This is a genomic window from Pseudoalteromonas sp. Scap06 (assembly GCF_013394165.1).
GTDB lineage: Bacteria > Pseudomonadota > Gammaproteobacteria > Enterobacterales > Alteromonadaceae > Pseudoalteromonas.
Genome location: NZ_CP041330.1, coordinates 2,287,241 through 2,303,111 on the forward strand (window position 1 = coordinate 2,287,241; position 15,871 = coordinate 2,303,111).

Annotated in this window: 15 protein-coding genes; 5 read left to right on the forward strand and 10 right to left on the reverse strand. The window is 40.5% G+C overall.

Annotation, left to right across the window (positions count from 1 at the left end; translation table 11 throughout):
- Nucleotides 1–76: 76 nt before the first annotated feature.
- Together tsf and rpsB are read right to left on the reverse strand one after the other, a co-directional pair.
- Nucleotides 77–928 carry a translation elongation factor Ts gene (tsf, locus tag FLM47_RS10600; protein WP_010388114.1) on the reverse strand — a complete coding sequence of 284 codons (852 nt, stop codon included), beginning with the start codon at nt 926–928 and terminating at the stop codon, nt 77–79.
- Between the two features lie 104 nt (nt 929–1,032).
- Nucleotides 1,033–1,761, reverse strand: coding sequence for a 30S ribosomal protein S2 (gene rpsB / locus FLM47_RS10605; protein ID WP_013465430.1), 729 nt, complete (start codon nt 1,759–1,761; stop codon nt 1,033–1,035).
- Between the two features lie 272 nt (nt 1,762–2,033).
- Between rpsB and map the strand changes: the two genes are divergently transcribed.
- The 4 genes from map (at nt 2,034) to FLM47_RS10625 (ending at nt 7,733) form a co-directional block, all read left to right on the forward strand.
- On the forward strand, nt 2,034–2,819 hold the full coding sequence (gene map, locus FLM47_RS10610) for a type I methionyl aminopeptidase (RefSeq protein WP_054202413.1): 786 nt from the start codon (nt 2,034–2,036) through the stop codon (nt 2,817–2,819).
- A gap of 159 nt (nt 2,820–2,978) precedes the next feature.
- The gene (gene glnD, locus FLM47_RS10615) at nt 2,979–5,597 is read left to right on the forward strand and encodes a [protein-PII] uridylyltransferase (RefSeq protein WP_138605043.1); all 2,619 of its coding nucleotides are present in this window, start codon (nt 2,979–2,981) and stop codon (nt 5,595–5,597) included.
- 9 nt (nt 5,598–5,606) lie between these two features.
- The gene (gene dapD / locus FLM47_RS10620) at nt 5,607–6,434 is read left to right on the forward strand and encodes a 2,3,4,5-tetrahydropyridine-2,6-dicarboxylate N-succinyltransferase (protein WP_178956353.1); all 828 of its coding nucleotides are present in this window, start codon (nt 5,607–5,609) and stop codon (nt 6,432–6,434) included.
- A 276-nt stretch (nt 6,435–6,710) separates the two neighbouring features.
- Entirely contained in the window at nt 6,711–7,733 is a 1,023-nt protein-coding gene (locus tag FLM47_RS10625) for a tetratricopeptide repeat protein (protein WP_178956354.1), read from the forward strand.
- Between the two features lie 272 nt (nt 7,734–8,005).
- On the opposite strand, the gene FLM47_RS10630 is transcribed toward FLM47_RS10625, so the two are convergent.
- The 8 genes from FLM47_RS10630 to pspA all read right to left on the reverse strand — a co-directional run bounded on the left by FLM47_RS10630 (nt 8,006) and on the right by pspA (nt 14,608).
- Nucleotides 8,006–8,350 carry a 4a-hydroxytetrahydrobiopterin dehydratase gene (locus tag FLM47_RS10630; RefSeq protein ID WP_008111000.1) on the reverse strand — a complete coding sequence of 115 codons (345 nt, stop codon included), beginning with the start codon at nt 8,348–8,350 and terminating at the stop codon, nt 8,006–8,008.
- 36 nt (nt 8,351–8,386) lie between these two features.
- Nucleotides 8,387–9,184, reverse strand: a complete 798-nt coding sequence (gene phhA / locus FLM47_RS10635) for a phenylalanine 4-monooxygenase (RefSeq protein ID WP_178956355.1) — start codon at nt 9,182–9,184, stop codon at nt 8,387–8,389.
- Nucleotides 9,185–9,422: 238 nt separating this feature from the next.
- The gene (gene megL, locus FLM47_RS10640) at nt 9,423–10,604 is read right to left on the reverse strand and encodes a methionine gamma-lyase (RefSeq protein WP_178956356.1); all 1,182 of its coding nucleotides are present in this window, start codon (nt 10,602–10,604) and stop codon (nt 9,423–9,425) included.
- Between the two features lie 145 nt (nt 10,605–10,749).
- Entirely contained in the window at nt 10,750–11,775 is a 1,026-nt protein-coding gene (locus tag FLM47_RS10645; RefSeq protein WP_036953773.1) for a TIGR01620 family protein, read from the reverse strand.
- Nucleotides 11,772–13,190 (reverse strand): YcjX family protein, encoded by a 1,419-nt coding sequence (locus tag FLM47_RS10650; RefSeq protein ID WP_178956357.1) that lies wholly within the window; start codon nt 13,188–13,190, stop codon nt 11,772–11,774. The genes FLM47_RS10645 and FLM47_RS10650 overlap by 4 nt, the downstream gene beginning before the upstream one ends.
- A gap of 63 nt (nt 13,191–13,253) precedes the next feature.
- A complete protein-coding gene (pspC, locus tag FLM47_RS10655; RefSeq protein ID WP_054202405.1) occupies nt 13,254–13,655 on the reverse strand; it encodes an envelope stress response membrane protein PspC in 402 nt (133 codons plus the stop codon).
- Nucleotides 13,652–13,885 (reverse strand): envelope stress response membrane protein PspB, encoded by a 234-nt coding sequence (pspB, locus tag FLM47_RS10660; protein ID WP_178956358.1) that lies wholly within the window; start codon nt 13,883–13,885, stop codon nt 13,652–13,654. The genes pspC and pspB overlap by 4 nt, the downstream gene beginning before the upstream one ends.
- A gap of 63 nt (nt 13,886–13,948) precedes the next feature.
- Nucleotides 13,949–14,608: a phage shock protein PspA gene (gene pspA, locus FLM47_RS10665; RefSeq protein WP_010388087.1), complete on the reverse strand. Its 660-nt coding sequence runs from the start codon at nt 14,606–14,608 to the stop codon at nt 13,949–13,951.
- 186 nt (nt 14,609–14,794) lie between these two features.
- Between pspA and pspF the strand changes: the two genes are divergently transcribed.
- On the forward strand, nt 14,795–15,859 hold the full coding sequence (pspF, locus tag FLM47_RS10670; RefSeq protein ID WP_178956359.1) for a phage shock protein operon transcriptional activator: 1,065 nt from the start codon (nt 14,795–14,797) through the stop codon (nt 15,857–15,859).
- Nucleotides 15,860–15,871 lie beyond the last annotated feature (12 nt).

Below are 15,871 nucleotides of genomic sequence, written 5' to 3' on the forward strand. Positions count from 1 at the left end.
AATTTCTAAGCGTGACGCAAAAGCAAATAGTACTTTAATTGCATGTATTTTCCTTTTGTATCACAAATAGTATGTCTTACTGACCTTTAGCAGCTGCAATTTGAGCAGCAACTTCAGCAGCAAAATCTTCTTCTTTCTTCTCGATACCTGCACCAACTTCCATACGTACAAAGCCAGTAACTGTTGCGTTTTTCTCTTTAAGAATTTCGCCAACAGATTTTTTCGGTTCCATGATGAAAGCTTGACCAGTAAGAGAAACCTCACCAGTAAACTTCTTCATACGACCAACAACCATTTTCTCAGCGATTTCAGCAGGCTTGCCTTCGTTCATCGCGATGTCGATTTGTACTTGCTTTTCTTTTTCAACAACATCAGCAGGTACGTCATCTGGAGTTAGGTAATCTGGGTTTGAAGCAGCAACGTGCATTGCAACATGCTTAAGTGTTTCTTCATCAGCAACACCCGCAACAACAACACCAATACGCTCGCCATGACGGTACTCAACTAGTTGCTCGCCAGTGATGTACTGAAGACGACGTACATTGATGTTTTCACCAATTTTAGTTACTAGCTCAACACGGTCTTCTTCGAACTTAGCTTGTAAGTCTTCGATAGATGTAGTGTCAGCGATAGCAGCATCTGCAACTTTGTTAGCAAATGCTAGGAAGCTTGCATCTTTAGCAACGAAGTCAGTTTGACAGTTAACTTCTACAAGTACTGCAACACCCGCGTTTTGCTTGATGATGATAGTACCTTCAGCAGCAATGTTACCTGCTTTTTTAGCAGCCTTTGCAGCACCGCTCTTACGCATGTTCTCAATCGCTAACTCGATGTCACCATCAGTCTCAGTTAACGCTTTTTTACAATCCATCATGCCAGCGCCAGTACGCTCGCGTAATTCTTTAACTAGGGCAGTAGTTACAGCCATTAGTAAATCCTCAAATCTGAAATCAGGTTTAGATAAGCGGGTTACCCGCTCCACAAGAATAGCAAGTCTTCACCTTTAAAAGATGAAGACTTGATGACAGCTAATTACTCAGCTTCTACGAAGTCATCTTTTTCAGCTTGAGCAACGATGTTACTCTCACGGCCTTCAGTGATCGCAGCTGCAACAGCACTAGTGTAAAGGTTGATTGCACGGATAGCATCATCGTTACCAGGTACGATGTAATCAACACCGTCTGGGTTAGAGTTAGTATCAACGATTGCAACAACTGGGATACCTAGGTTGTTAGCTTCACGGATAGCAATGTGCTCGTGGTCAGCATCGATTACAAAGATAGCGTCTGGAAGGCCACCCATGTTTTTAATACCACCAAGGCTCTTTTCAAGCTTGTCCATTTCACGAGTAAGCATTAACGCTTCTTTCTTAGTTAACTTCTCGAAAGTACCGTCTTGGCTTTGAGCTTCAAGGTCTTTAAGACGCTTGATTGATTGACGAACTGTTTTCCAGTTAGTCAACATGCCGCCTAACCAACGGTGGTTAACGAAGAATTGATCGCTTTGTAAAGCAGCTTCTTTTACTGCTTCGCTTGCTGCGCGCTTAGTACCAACGAAAAGAACTTTACCTTTGTTTGCAGCAGCACCAGATAAAAACTTAAGTGCAGTGTTGAACATTGGTACAGTTTGCTCAAGGTTGATGATATGTACACGGTTACGTGCGCCGAAGATGAAAGGCTTCATCTTAGGGTTCCAGTAACGTGCTTGGTGACCAAAGTGAACACCAGCTTGAAGCATATCGCGCATTGAAACGTTTGCCATTTTGTAAATCCTCTAAGTTGTTTAGGGTTAGGCCTCCACATATCCCATAGCACCAACACCGCAGTTAAATGAAACTGAAATGCACCCAAGTGTATGTGACGATACGTGTGTGTGTTAAAATAAAATTGTGTTTGCCTTAAATACAAAAAATCATTTAAGAATTTATTTGTAAAAAGACGGCGCGCTTTATACCATATTAAAAATAAATACTCAACGTCTCGTGCAAAAATTGTGCGACGATAATCATCTAAAAACGCAACTTTGGAGCCTCAATGAGCGCTGTGATTAAGACCCCTGAAGAAATCGAGAAAATGCGTGTAGCCGGCCGTTTGGCTGCTGATGTGCTAGAAATGATCGAACCACATGTGGTACCAGGTATCACCACCGATGAGCTAAATACAATTTGTCATGATTATATTGTTAATGTGCAAGATGCTGTTCCTGCTCCTCTTAATTATCATGGTTTTCCAAAATCAATTTGTACCTCAGTAAATCATGTAATTTGTCACGGTATTCCGAATGACAAAGCATTAAAAGATGGTGATAGTGTTAATATTGACATCACTGTTATCAAAGATGGTTACCATGGTGACACATCAAAAATGTTTCATGTAGGCACGCCTAATATCCAAGGTAAACGTCTTGCAGAAGTCACTCAAGAAAGTCTTTACCTTGCCATTAAAATGGTAAAACCAGGTGTTCGCCTTGGTGATATTGGTGCAGCTATTCAAAAATATGCAGAGAGCTTTAACTACTCTATCGTACGTGAATACTGCGGCCATGGTATCGGTAGCGAGTTCCATGAAGAACCACAGGTAATGCATTACGGTAAAGCAGGCACTGGCGAAACATTAAAAGCAGGTATGTGTTTAACTATTGAGCCTATGGTAAATGCGGGCAAACGCCAATGTAAATTACTCAAAGACGACTGGACTGTGGTAACAAAAGACCGTAGTTTATCCGCTCAATGGGAACACACCTTACTAGTAACTGAAAATGGTGTTGAAATTTTAACACTACGATCAGATGATACAATCGATAGAATTATCGAGCACTAATTAAGTGCGCGCTTAATCGCGGTTGTAACAGGTTTTGCCTGTATATCGCTTAAGTGGTTTGCTGTAAGGGGCTAACATAACTTATTGCCCTTACAGCAAATATATTATAAAAATAAATCTCAAACTTATAATGCAGTCCATATATAGGAGCCAGCCTAAGTGGCATTACCTAACAAAGTAAAAAAGTTGCTCAATGATGCTGAGCAATTAAGCGATTACCGCGATTGCTCCGCCTATTTCTATAAATGGTTGCATAATGAATTCTCAAAACAACCGGTTGGTAAATTAATTAATGCCCGTGCAGAATTTATTGATCGACTGCTGATCAAACTTTTCCAAGTTTATGATTTAGCTCACGAACCAGATCTCGCTTTGATAGCAGTAGGTGGTTATGGTCGTGGCGAGCTACACCCCTACTCTGATATAGATTTTTTATTACTTGTTACGAAACAGCCTAATGATGATATTTGCGAAAAAATCGGTCAGTTTGTCACTATGTTGTGGGATCTTAATCTCGAGATAGGCCACAGTGTTCGTACTATTGAACAAGCCATAGAACAAAAACGTGAAGACGTTACCTTTGCCACCAGCTTATTAGAAAGCCGTCTTATTTTTGGCAATCATATTGAGTTTGAAAAACTCAAAAACCATATTATTGAAACACCGGTTTGGGGCTCAGGTGAATTTTTTGTCGCAAAAGTACAAGAACAAAATTTGCGTCACAGAAAGTGCCACGGCACAGCCTATAATTTAGAACCAAATATAAAAGAAAACCCAGGGGGTCTGCGCGACCTGCAAACTATTATTTGGGTGGCTAAAAAGCACTTTAGAGCCGAAACTCTGCAAGAGCTAATTAATCACGGCTACCTGACTCACGAGGAATATCAAGAGCTGTTAGAGTGTCTTGAGAATTTATGGAATATTCGTTTTGCGTTACATTTAGCTGCAGAACGTTCAGAAAACCGTTTATTGTTTGATCACCAACCCCAAGCTGCAGAAATTTTGGGCTTTGGTAGCGATGGTAAGGCCTCGGTTGAGCGCATGATGAAACGCTTATTCAGAATTATGAGCCGAGTACGTGAGCTCAACCAGATGTTGCTTTCGTACTTTGAGCAAAGTATTTCGCCAGACAGTAGTCAAGCGACTGTTGAAGAACTCGATCTCAACTTTGAGCGCGTTGGCCATCAAATTCGAGTAAAAAGCCCATCAGTATTCTTTAGGCGCGATCAACTTTTTGTATTGTTTGAGCATATTGCTGACCACCCAGAAATCACCCATATATACCCGAGCACTATTCGCACTATTCGCCAAGTTCGTCGTCGTTTATTGGGCGACCTACAAGACTACGCGGCCTGCCGGGAAGCTTTTCTACGAATCATAAAGCATCCTAATGGTATGGGGCGTGCTTTTACGCTGATGCACAAACACGGCATGATTGCCGCTTATTTGCCGCAGTGGCGAAATATTTTTGGCCAAATGCAGTTTGATTTGTTTCATGCCTACACGGTTGATGAACATACCCATAAGCTAATCAATAATATTTATCAGTATTTTGATAAAACTGGGGTTAGCGAATTCCCAATTTGTAGCGAAATTGTCACGCGTATGGATAAACCGGAGCTACTGTATTTAGCCGGTATTTTCCACGACATTGCCAAGGGTCGTGGGGGGGATCACTCTGAGCTGGGTGCTGTTGACGCCATTGCTTTTTCTAAATTGCATGGCTTTGCATCATCCGATGGTAAGTTAATTTCTTGGCTTGTTAGCAATCACTTACTTATGTCAGTTACGGCGCAGCGTAAAGATATAAACGACCCAGATGTAATAAAAGATTTCGCATCGCGAGTAAAAACAGAGCGTCAACTCGATTACCTCTATTGTTTAACGGTCGCCGATATACGCGCTACCAATGACAACTTATGGAATGACTGGAAAAACACGCTACTTCGTGAGCTGTACTTACATACACAACGAGCTTTGCGTCTTGGGCTTGAAAATCCAATGGATCAACGCGACCAAATTCGAGATAAGAAGCATCAAGCTAAGCAACGCCTGATTAATTTGCATTATCACGAGGAACAAATTGACTTAACTTGGAGTCGTTTTAAAGCGAATTACTTTACCGCCTTTAGTGAGCAACAAATTTCGTGGCATACAGAGCATTTACTAAAATGCACTGACTTGAGCCTACCTAGTGTTATTGTCTCGAATAAAGCAATGCATGGCGGTACTCAAGTATTTGCATACAGCCCTTACTCAGGTGGACTATTTGCTCGATTAGTCAGTGTTATTGGCTCTAAAAAAGCACAAATTCAACACGCCCAAGTACTGACCACCAAAGATGGCTACGTACTATTTAACTTTGTTATTTTAGAAGTTAGCGGTGACCCAATTGCCAGTAGCCGTGCACAATCGATTAAACGCGGATTAGAGCAAGCATTGAATGATCCGCGAAAAAAAATACGCTTTAAAAAGAGCCGCTCACAACGCTTTAAAGACTTTAATATTAAACCTAAAATTGTACTACGCCCGCATCCTCGTAAGGATCGTAGTTTAATAGAAATTCAAGCGGTTGATATACCTGGACTATTAACTAAAATAGCCGAGGTTTTTCAAGCTTACTTACTCCACATACATGCCGCACGCATTACCACGGTAGGCGAGCGCGCAGAAGATTTCTTTGTGGTATCTAATAACGAATATCAAGCGCTGACTGATGAAGAGCAAGCAAAAATTCATCAGGCATTACGTAAAAAACTCAACGCCGAAATTGAATAAGAGGACACTATGTCAGATTTAAAAACCATGATTGAAAATGCGTGGGATAACCGCGACAGTATTAGCCCAGCAACCGTATCAAGCGATGTTAAACAAGCAATTATTGATGCACTTGAGCTACTAGATAGTGGCGCAGCGCGTGTTGCAGAAAAAATTTCTGGCGAATGGGTTGTTCATCAATGGCTTAAAAAAGCCGTGTTACTGTCGTTTCGTATTCGCGACAACCAACCAATGAACGACGGCGTAAACCAGTTTTACGACAAAGTACCGCTTAAATTTAGCGACTATACACCGGAGCAGTTTCAGCAAGGCGGTATGCGTGTGGTACCAAACGCCGTAGCGCGTAAAGGCAGTTTTGTAGGGAAAAATGTTGTACTAATGCCATCGTATGTAAACATTGGTGCTTACGTTGATGAGGGCACTATGGTTGATACATGGGCCACTGTAGGTTCATGTGCTCAAATTGGTAAGAATGTACACTTATCAGGTGGCGTAGGCATAGGTGGCGTTTTAGAGCCTCTACAAGCAAATCCTACCATCATTGAAGACAACTGCTTTATTGGCGCACGTTCAGAAATTGTTGAAGGCGTTATTGTTGAAGAAGGTGCGGTTATTTCAATGGGTGTTTACATTAGCCAAAGTACCCGTATTTACGACCGTGAAACCGGTGAAATTCATTATGGTCGCGTACCTGCTGGTGCTGTCGTGGTTCCAGGTGCTCTGCCTTCAAAAGATGGCACTCATAGTTTATACGCTGCGATTATTGTGAAAAAAGTTGATCAACAAACACGCGAAAAAGTAGGCATTAACGCCCTACTTCGCTCAATTGATGATTAAAAAGCAGCTGTAAGTTTTTAGCTGTTAGCGCTAAGCAGGTTAATATTAAACGTAGATTGGGTTGAGTAAAACGAAACCCAACAACACATTAAAGTTAAGTGTATTCGCTAAAATTTAATTACATACAGAAAAAGCTCTAAGCTTGTATAGGTTTGGGGCTTTTTTAGTGCTTTCAAAATACCTCTTCACAAATCTATCCCTTTTAATAGTCTTGCTTTGTTAGATACCAGCATCTATAGTGGAAAAACACATAATTCGATTTTTGAGGATAAATTGTTGCGCCTTTTCGTTTTAGGTTGGTTGGTGTTATTAGGTTCAACGCAGGCTATGGCTAATGATTTTACAACGTTTGAAGCTAAACTTAACGAAGCCGAGGATTATCTTGTTGTTAATCCTGCACAATCAATAATCATTCTTGAAAATCTCACAGAACTAAATACAGCTCCTGCTGCGCTATTTATCCGCTGGCACTTGCTTTATGCTCGATCAGCGGTTCCCACCAGTCATTACGATCGGCTTTATAAATCGATTGACGCAATATTTCAGCATTATCAAGCTGACTACTTTAAACAAAAATTGACCACCATAATGAGTGCCTTGGGAATATGGCTTCGCCATGCTGAATATTTAAGCGATGCCCAGCTCTCATTTAAATGTGCTTATAAATATGCGCAAAGCGATCGCCAACGATTAACACTCACCAACAGTATGGCACTGGTTGCTCGCTCGCAAAACGACTTTGCTAAGGCGCGTGCTTTATACTTAAATAATCTTGATCTCACAACACAATTAACACTTCCTAATGTAACAGCACTTATAAAAAATAATTTGGGCTCTTTAGCACTTGATGAAGGCAATGTTGCTAACGCTGAGCGCTACTTTAGAAGTGCATTAAGCCTTAACCAAAATATTGATAAACGCGCAGGGCAAATTTCGGCTGGGCTTAATTTATTAATGGTTTTTTTAATTCAAGAACATCAGCTTAACTTCGAACGCCTCTACACTCCAACGGCAACTTTGACCCATGCATTTCCCAATGAAGCTAAACAAGCACAGCTAGTTTGGCTTGAATTAGGCTACAAAAATTTAACTGGCGAGTTTATAAGTCAAAAAGATAAACATCAGCTGCAAGCAGCTTACGAGCAATTAGAAAGCGATAAAATGAAGCAATTAATTGCACGTTATTTAGCTAACAAACTTAATGTGACTTTAACCCTACCTGAGCCTATTACGGCTAAAGAGTTTACCAGCCCATGGTTTAACTTAGTAAAGCAATGCAATTGGGAGAAAAGTTTATAGCTTTAAGTTATAAACGTTCAGCTAAGCTTAGTTAGAAGCCTATAAACTAACTTTTATCTACTTTTTTACTTCTAATATAAGTATATAAAACAAGCTACTGAATTGGCTAACAAACGGGATATATAATAAGATAGGCCAGAGAAGATAAAAATAAATATCATTTTAATTCAATACCTTACAAAGCCTCTTAATCAATACTCAGGTTAACTTAATAACCACAAAAATAAAAAAGGCACTGTTAAGTGCCTTTTTATTTACTCAAATCTAATTAATTACAACGCGTTAAATACGTCATCTGTTTTAGCAGCGCAAATGAAGTCATTTTTATGCAGACCTTTAATTGAATGGCTCCACCAAGTCACGGTTACTTTGCCCCATTCGGTTAATAGACCTGGGTGATGCCCTTCGTCTTCAGCCATATCACCTACCTTATTGGTAAACGCAATGGCTTGTTTAAAGTTTTTAAACTTATAAACGCGCTCTAACTGCATAATACCGTCGCGTACTTCTGGCACCCAGTCAGGGATTTTTTTAATTAATTCAGCCAATTCAGCATCAGATACTTTTGGTGCATCTGCATGACAGGCTTCACATTTTTGTGCACTTAATGAAGACATTTTAAATCCTTAGTTTAGCGTTACTTTTTTCAAAAATTAACTAGCTAATTTTTCTTTTGGAGGAAACTTAGGGTCGTGCAAACCAAGTGATTTAGCTTGCTCAACTAAAGTCATTATATCCATTTGAGATATTTCAAACAGATCATGAATCGAATTTATCGTGTAATACAATGGTTGCATAATATCTATACGGTACGGTGTACGTAGCACATCTAGCACATTCATTAGATTAATCTCTGGTGTATCTGAATACACGTATTGGGTTTCCCCTGGGCTTGATAAAATACCGCCACCGTAAATACGCAATCCTTTTTCAGTTTGCATCAAACCAAACTCAACGGTAAACCAGTACATGCGCGCTAAATAAACGCGATCTTTTTTCTCTGCCGCGTATCCTAGTTGCCCATACTTGTGGGTAAATTCTGCAAAGTCAGGATTGGTTAGCATGGCACAATGACCAAATATCTCATGAAAAATATCGGGTTCTTGTAAGTAGTCAAATTCTTCACGGCTACGAATAAAGGTCGCTACAGGAAATTGCTTGTTAGCGAGTAACCTAAAAAACTCATCAAAATCGATAAGTGCAGGTACAGGTGCAACCTGCCAACCTGTGGTTGCTAAAAGTACTTCGTTTAGCTCACTCAGCTGTGGGATACGATCATGAGGCAGATTGATTTTTTTCAATCCTTCCATGTACTCATCACAGGCTTTGCCTTCAATGCACGCAAGTTGGCGTGCTACAAGCTCAGACCAAATTTTATTTTCTTCATCGCTCCAATGTATAACCCCATTTTCATCAGGTGTTTTGGAGGTGTAATTACTTGCTTTAGCCATAAATACCTTCTTTGGGATAAAACCCTAAATCGGTGTCAAAATAACAGCCAAGTGCTTGGCTATTCGATGTAGCCATACTATGCAAAAGTGAACAAAAGTTTAATAGCTTGACGCAGATCAATACTTTTGCAGATCACACAAATCGTAAATTTAAAATTACACAAGAGCAAAGATAAAAGCACACACCATATTTATTGGTACCTATAGATAGAAATATTCGTAAACATTAAATTACACCTCAGGATATTTTAGTAAATGCTTGGTTGAGATCGTTAATAATATCGTTAACATCTTCAAGTCCAACTGATAAACGAATTAAACCATCACTAATTCCAGCTGCTAGTCTTTCTTCGGGAGTGTATGGCGAATGCGTCATCGATGCAGGGTGTTGAATAAGCGTTTCAGCATCGCCTAAGCTAACCGCTAATGTGCACAGCTGCATACTATCAATAAACTGCTCACCGTCGGTTAAGCTCCCTTTAATTTCAAAGGCAATAACACCGCCAGCCGCTTTCATTTGCTTACCAATATACTTGTAACCTGGGTGAGACTTAAGCCCAGGGTAATACACTTTATTTACTTGCGGATGAGCTTCTAAATACTCAGCAATCGTTTGCGCACTTTGGCAATGGCGTTCAACGCGAATAGCTAAAGTTTTTAAGCCGCGGTTTATTAACCACGCATCGTGTGGACTAATAGTGGCACCAATATCTTTAAGCACGGTCATTTTAATCTGTGTAATATGCTCAAGTGAACCACACACAATACCCGCAACAACATCGCCGTGACCATTTAAATACTTGGTCGCGCTATGCATTATAATATCGATACCGTACTTTTTTGGTGACTGCAGCAGCGGGGTTAAAAAAGTATTGTCGACCACACTCAGTAAATTATGCTGTTTAGCAACATCGCCAATAAGTGCTAAATCAATCACTGCCATGGTTGGATTGATTGGTGTTTCTACAAATATCATTTTTGAGTTAGGCTTAATGGCTGCGCGCAGTTCACTTTCATTGGTCATATCAACAAAGGTGACTTCAATTCCCCATCGCGGCAACATATGCGAAAAAAAAGCAAAAGTGCAGCCATACAGAGCGCTTGATGCAATTAAGTGATCGCCTTGCGATAGGAAGCTTAGTACCGAAGCCGATACAGCCCCCATACCTGTTGCCGTGGCGGCGGCGGCCTCACAGCCTTCTAATTGCGCCACTTTTTGCTCAAGTTCAGTCGTGGTAGGGTTACCTAAACGCGTGTAAATATAACCGGGCTCTTCACCTGCAAAGCGGGCAGCACCTTGGGCGGCATTTTCAAAATGAAACGTAGACGTTTGATACAAAGGTGAGGTTAATGCGCCATGCGGATCATTTGCTTTTTGTGGGCCATGGATACATTGGGTATTTTGATGATGCTTGCTCATTGTGTGTTCTCGTTTTTATTATGTGTGTCAATAGCATAAATAAAACGCACCGCACTTAAAATCACAAGCATGCCGGATGCTCAGATGGCTATTTGTGCAAACTTTACCCAAAAAGCTGTACACAAATATTGCCAACGAAGTCTCACTACTTAGTTTCAGCTCCCTTACGGCTCATAATTTTACTCGCAATCCCTTGGACTGTGCCTTTTAACAAGCTACGCTTGTTTTCAAGACGCGGTAAGGGTCGGCTTAATTCCATAGCTTTGTAACCAATACGCGCTGTAAATATACCGGCACTAACACCTTGTGCAGCTCGCCCTGAAAGCTTGCCTAATAATTCAGCACTGAGTGCCGTGGCGGCTAAATCAGATACGAGCTCTGCACTGCCTACAAACATTACTTGCTTAATAAGCATGCGGTAAAGTTTAATACGGCTGGCATAACCAAAGCCAATGCCATATATGCGGCCTATTTGCTCTATTAATTTAGTGCCACGCCACAGCACAGCCATCATATCCACCAGCGCAATTGGGCTTAGAGCAACTAATAAAGCTGACTCTGTTGCAAAACGGTTTATTAACTTTTTAGCTTGATTGTCTTGCGTTATCAGTAAGCTATTCGCGTACAGAGACATTATTTCTTTGTCACTGTGGTGCGTAGCGACCTGATTTTTAAAGTTTTCGAAATTATCTAATTGCTGATGTTTATTAAGCTTTTCAAGCCAAGGTATCGCCCCGCCTACCTGCTCACTATTGAGCAAACGGTTAGCTTCATGGCGGTGTAGCTGATTACGCTTTAAGCTGCGTAACATTCTATATTCACGCCACAATAAACGCGATATCAGGAGTACACCGGTTATTACAGCGGTTAAGTACACCCCACCTAAAATAACAGACTGCTGAAACGCCAATACAATTGAAAATGCGAACTCAAGTAATATTAAAACAATAAAGCTCAGTGCAAATAGGCCTTTAAGGGTTTGCCACTTAGACTTTTTATATACAGGCTCAATATCGATTTCAGGTTCAATTAGCTCGTCACTATCTTTGCTAGGCTGCTCACTTTGTCCCTGCTCTACGACTTTAGCCGCTAATAAATCTGGTTCATTTTGCTCAATATTTTGGGCATTAATACGACGCCCAGCTTGAAATTGGTGTGTTGACTCACTCATGTTAACTTATCTCCTAACAAGTACTGCATCACATGGTCTAAGCGAATGTGCTTAAGCTGTTGATCTGGGCTTGGCATAGGTGCAAATGATAAAAACTCAAACCCATGTGCTGGCCACTCACTTTTATTAAGCATTCTGCTCGGCGGCTGAGGAGGCAGGTAAGTTAGCCACTGTTGTTCATTCAATGGCTTGCCATAGATACAGTCGAGTGTTTGCCCTTTATCAACCACTTGGCGGGGCACAGTGGCAGCAATTGATGACATCGCCAATGTTTCTATTTTAACCCCATCAAATTTTAAGTGATTACTTTGCTCTTTAACTAACGAATCGAGTAACAATGCAAGATCTTTGTGATGCTTCGCACTGATGTGATCGGACTTATTAGCAGCAAATAATATTTTATCTATATTAGGTTTAAACAAGCGTTTAAAAAAACCGGAATCACCATAGCTAAAGTGTGACAATAACTGATTGATCACTCGACTTTGCTCAGCCAACGTTTCATAACCTTCATTTAATGCACTCAGTACATCTACCAAGACGATTTGACGGTCAAAATGGCGAAAATGCTCATTATAAAAAGGTTTAACGACTTCTTTTACGTAAGCATCAAAACGTTTAATTAAATGCGCTAAGTTAGAACCCGCTACTACATCGTCACTTATTTTTTTAGGACTAATTGGAAAAAATAGTAATAATGGTGCACCTTGCAAGTCACCCGGCATTAACATACGCCCTGGCTGTAACATGGCAAGCTTAGTGTCTTTTTTTAGCCCTACCAACATGGTTTGATAACATCGTGCAATATCAGCCAGTGCGTTTTCATCTACCGGTGCATCTAAATCAATCAGCTCTATGGATTGTAAAAATTCAGCTGAGCTTTGATCACGTGGCGTTTGGCTTAGCAATGGATATTGTTGCTCGCACCACTGTTCAAAGCTTTGCCCGAGCATAGGTAGGTCAAGCAACCACTCACCAGGATAGTCAATAATATCTAAATACAGCGTCGATTGTGGTGAGAAATGACCGCGCAGACCCGCGTTGCTTTGATATTTAATCGCCAAACGTAAAGTATTTATTCGCTCGGTAGAAGCGGGCCATGCAGGGTCGCCTTCACTTGGTAGTAAAGCACTTATTGCACGGTTGTAATCAAAAGTGGGAACATTTAATGCCTCTTGCGGCACAATTTTAGTAGCAATATGGCGATGTTCACGCATTACATCAAAAAAAGGTAAGTTGTTGTCATTCGCCTGAGAGGTTAAATGTTTAACTAGCGCGCTAATGAACGCCGTTTTACCACTGCCGCTCAGCCCTGTTACGGCAAGTTTAACGTGTTGATCTAAACTACGGTGCAGGGCTTTTTGTGCTTTGCCTTTAACGCTTTTAAAGGTCTTTTTTGCAAATGATTGGCTCATAAAGTGTTTTGCACCTTAGTTGCCGTCATTGATCACGCTGCAAACAAGGTGCTTATTAATCCTTTAAAGTTTATTAATTTCACGGCTGACCGTAAACTCGCTTGAAGTAACGTAGCGTTCCATGTTTTGAAGGCGGCTATCTACACGGGTCAATCGCTCTTTTAAGTCTTGAAGCGCACGACGCGGTGGCTCGCCTTTTTGCCATACTTTAAATTTTACTTCTAGCGGATCACCGCCATACGTTGATTGTGTTTTACTTACGGCACTGGGTTGTTTTTTATCTAAAATAAACCACGCTGCAATATACGCCACCACAAATAATGGGCCACCAGTTAGTAGCACAGCACTAACAAAAATAATGCGAACTAACCATAACTCCATATTAAAGTAGTCACTTAATCCCGCACATACACCGGCAATTTTACCGCGTTGTGGGTCTCTTAATAATTCGCGTTTGGTGTTCATACTTTTTGTCTCCACTGTGGTGACTCTTGATCAAGTAACGCTTCTAATGTCTCGATTCTATCAGTCATTTTTTCAGCTTTTTGAGCAAGTTCTAATAACTGGTGATGCTCATGCTCGCTTAACCCTTGGCTTACCTGCTTTTTGCTTCGATAGTGTAAAATTAACCACAATGGCGCAACAAAAATCATAAACATAACAAATGGTACAATTATTACGTCTGAATCAAACATAATCCTCTCCTGACAATCCGTATTCAATGTTGATGTCAGGGGCACAAGGCCCCTGTTTTATATTTATTTATTCGAGAGTTTCTTTTTAAGTTCAGCTAACTCGTCGTCAATTTTTTCATTCTTTTGTAAATCAGCAATTTCATCTGCTAACGTTTGTTTACCCAAATCGTAAGACTCTATTTGAGATTCTAGCCCATCAATTTTGGTTTCGTAACGTTCAAAACGATTAAGTGCATCATCCACTTTAGAACTATCAAGTGCTTTTTTAACCTCAAGGCGCGACTCAGCCGAGCGTTGACGTAAAATAATAGCTTTTTGACGTGCTTTAGCATCCGCTAGTTTCTCTTGTAGCGTAGTCACTTCTTGCTGTAGTTTCTCGATATGAGATTCTACATGATCAAGTTCACTTTCTACTGCGGCGACTGCATCTGCTGATTTTTGCTTTTCAAGTAAAGCCGAGCGAGCTAAATCATCACGATCTTTGCTCAGTGCTAATTCGGCTTTGTCTTGCCAATCGCTTACTTGAGCTTTTAGTGTATCTACGCGACGTACTAATTCTTTTTTCTCAGCAAGGGTTTTTGCTGACGTAGAGCGTACCTCTACAAGTGTATCTTCCATCTCTTGGATAATAAGACGAACCATTTTTTCAGGATCTTCTGCTTTATCTAAAATGGCATTGATATTAGAATTAACAATGTCTGCAAAACGTGAAAAAATTCCCATAACATATACCTCTATTATTTAATCTAAATGTGTCTGCTTTTATTAGTATCAATATGCTTGCCAACTTTTATATTTTTAAAATACCATTTATTTTCAATATGTTAAATGTAAATTACAAATTACTTTTGTTATCCTTCATAATGAAATACACTAACTGTTAGTAAAAATGACTAAGAGTTAGGAAATATGAGTCAATATCGCCAACAGGACAATTTACTTGGCCAATCAGACAGCTTTTTATCGGTGCTTGATCAGGTTTCGCAACTGGCTAACCTAGATAAACCCGTACTCATTATTGGTGAACGTGGTACCGGTAAAGAGCTAATTGCAGCACGTTTACACTTTTTATCCAAGCGCTGGGATCAAAATTACGTCAAGCTTAACTGTGCGGCTTTAAACGAAAACCTACTCGAGAGTGAATTATTTGGTCATGAAAGTGGTGCTTTCACAGGCGCAAGTAAACGCCATGAAGGCCGCTTCGAACGTGCTAATAGCGGCACCTTATTCTTAGATGAGTTAGCAAATACCTCTGCCATGGTTCAAGAAAAGCTACTAAGAGTGATTGAGTATGGTGAATTTGAGCGTGTTGGCGGCAAGCAAACCGTTAAAGTAGATACTCGCTTAGTCTGTGCAACCAATGAAGACTTGCCACATTTAGCCGAGCAAGGTGAATTTAGAAGTGATTTACTCGATAGGCTCGCGTTTGATGTGATCACCTTACCGCCACTGCGTGAACGTCAAGATGACATTATGTTACTGGCAGAACAATTTGCGATGAATATGGCACGAGACCTTGAGTGGGAGCTATTTAGTGGCTTTACCCGCAGTGCACAAGAAAGTTTGCTCAGTTATGAGTGGCCAGGTAATGTCCGTGAACTTAAAAATGTGGTGGAGCGAAGTCTGTATCGCCACGGCAATGAACATATTCCTGTACATAAAATTATTTTAGACCCATTCGAAAGTCGCTTTAGACCTAAAGCCCGCATAAAACATGCACAAGCACCTGCTATAATACAATCTGAACCGACTACTCATGCCCAACCTGCAGAAGCGCCTGTAGCATTGAGTTCAAGTACCAAAGAACCTGAGTTTCCATGCGACTTAAAAACGCTCTCTAATGAATTTGAAATTACATTGATAAAAAAAGCATTAGAACATAGCCAATTTAATCAAAAGAAGACTGCAGAAGTACTTGGTTTAACGTATCATCAACTACGTGGTTATTTGAAAAAATACAATTTGCTAGAATAGTAGAGGTTGTGC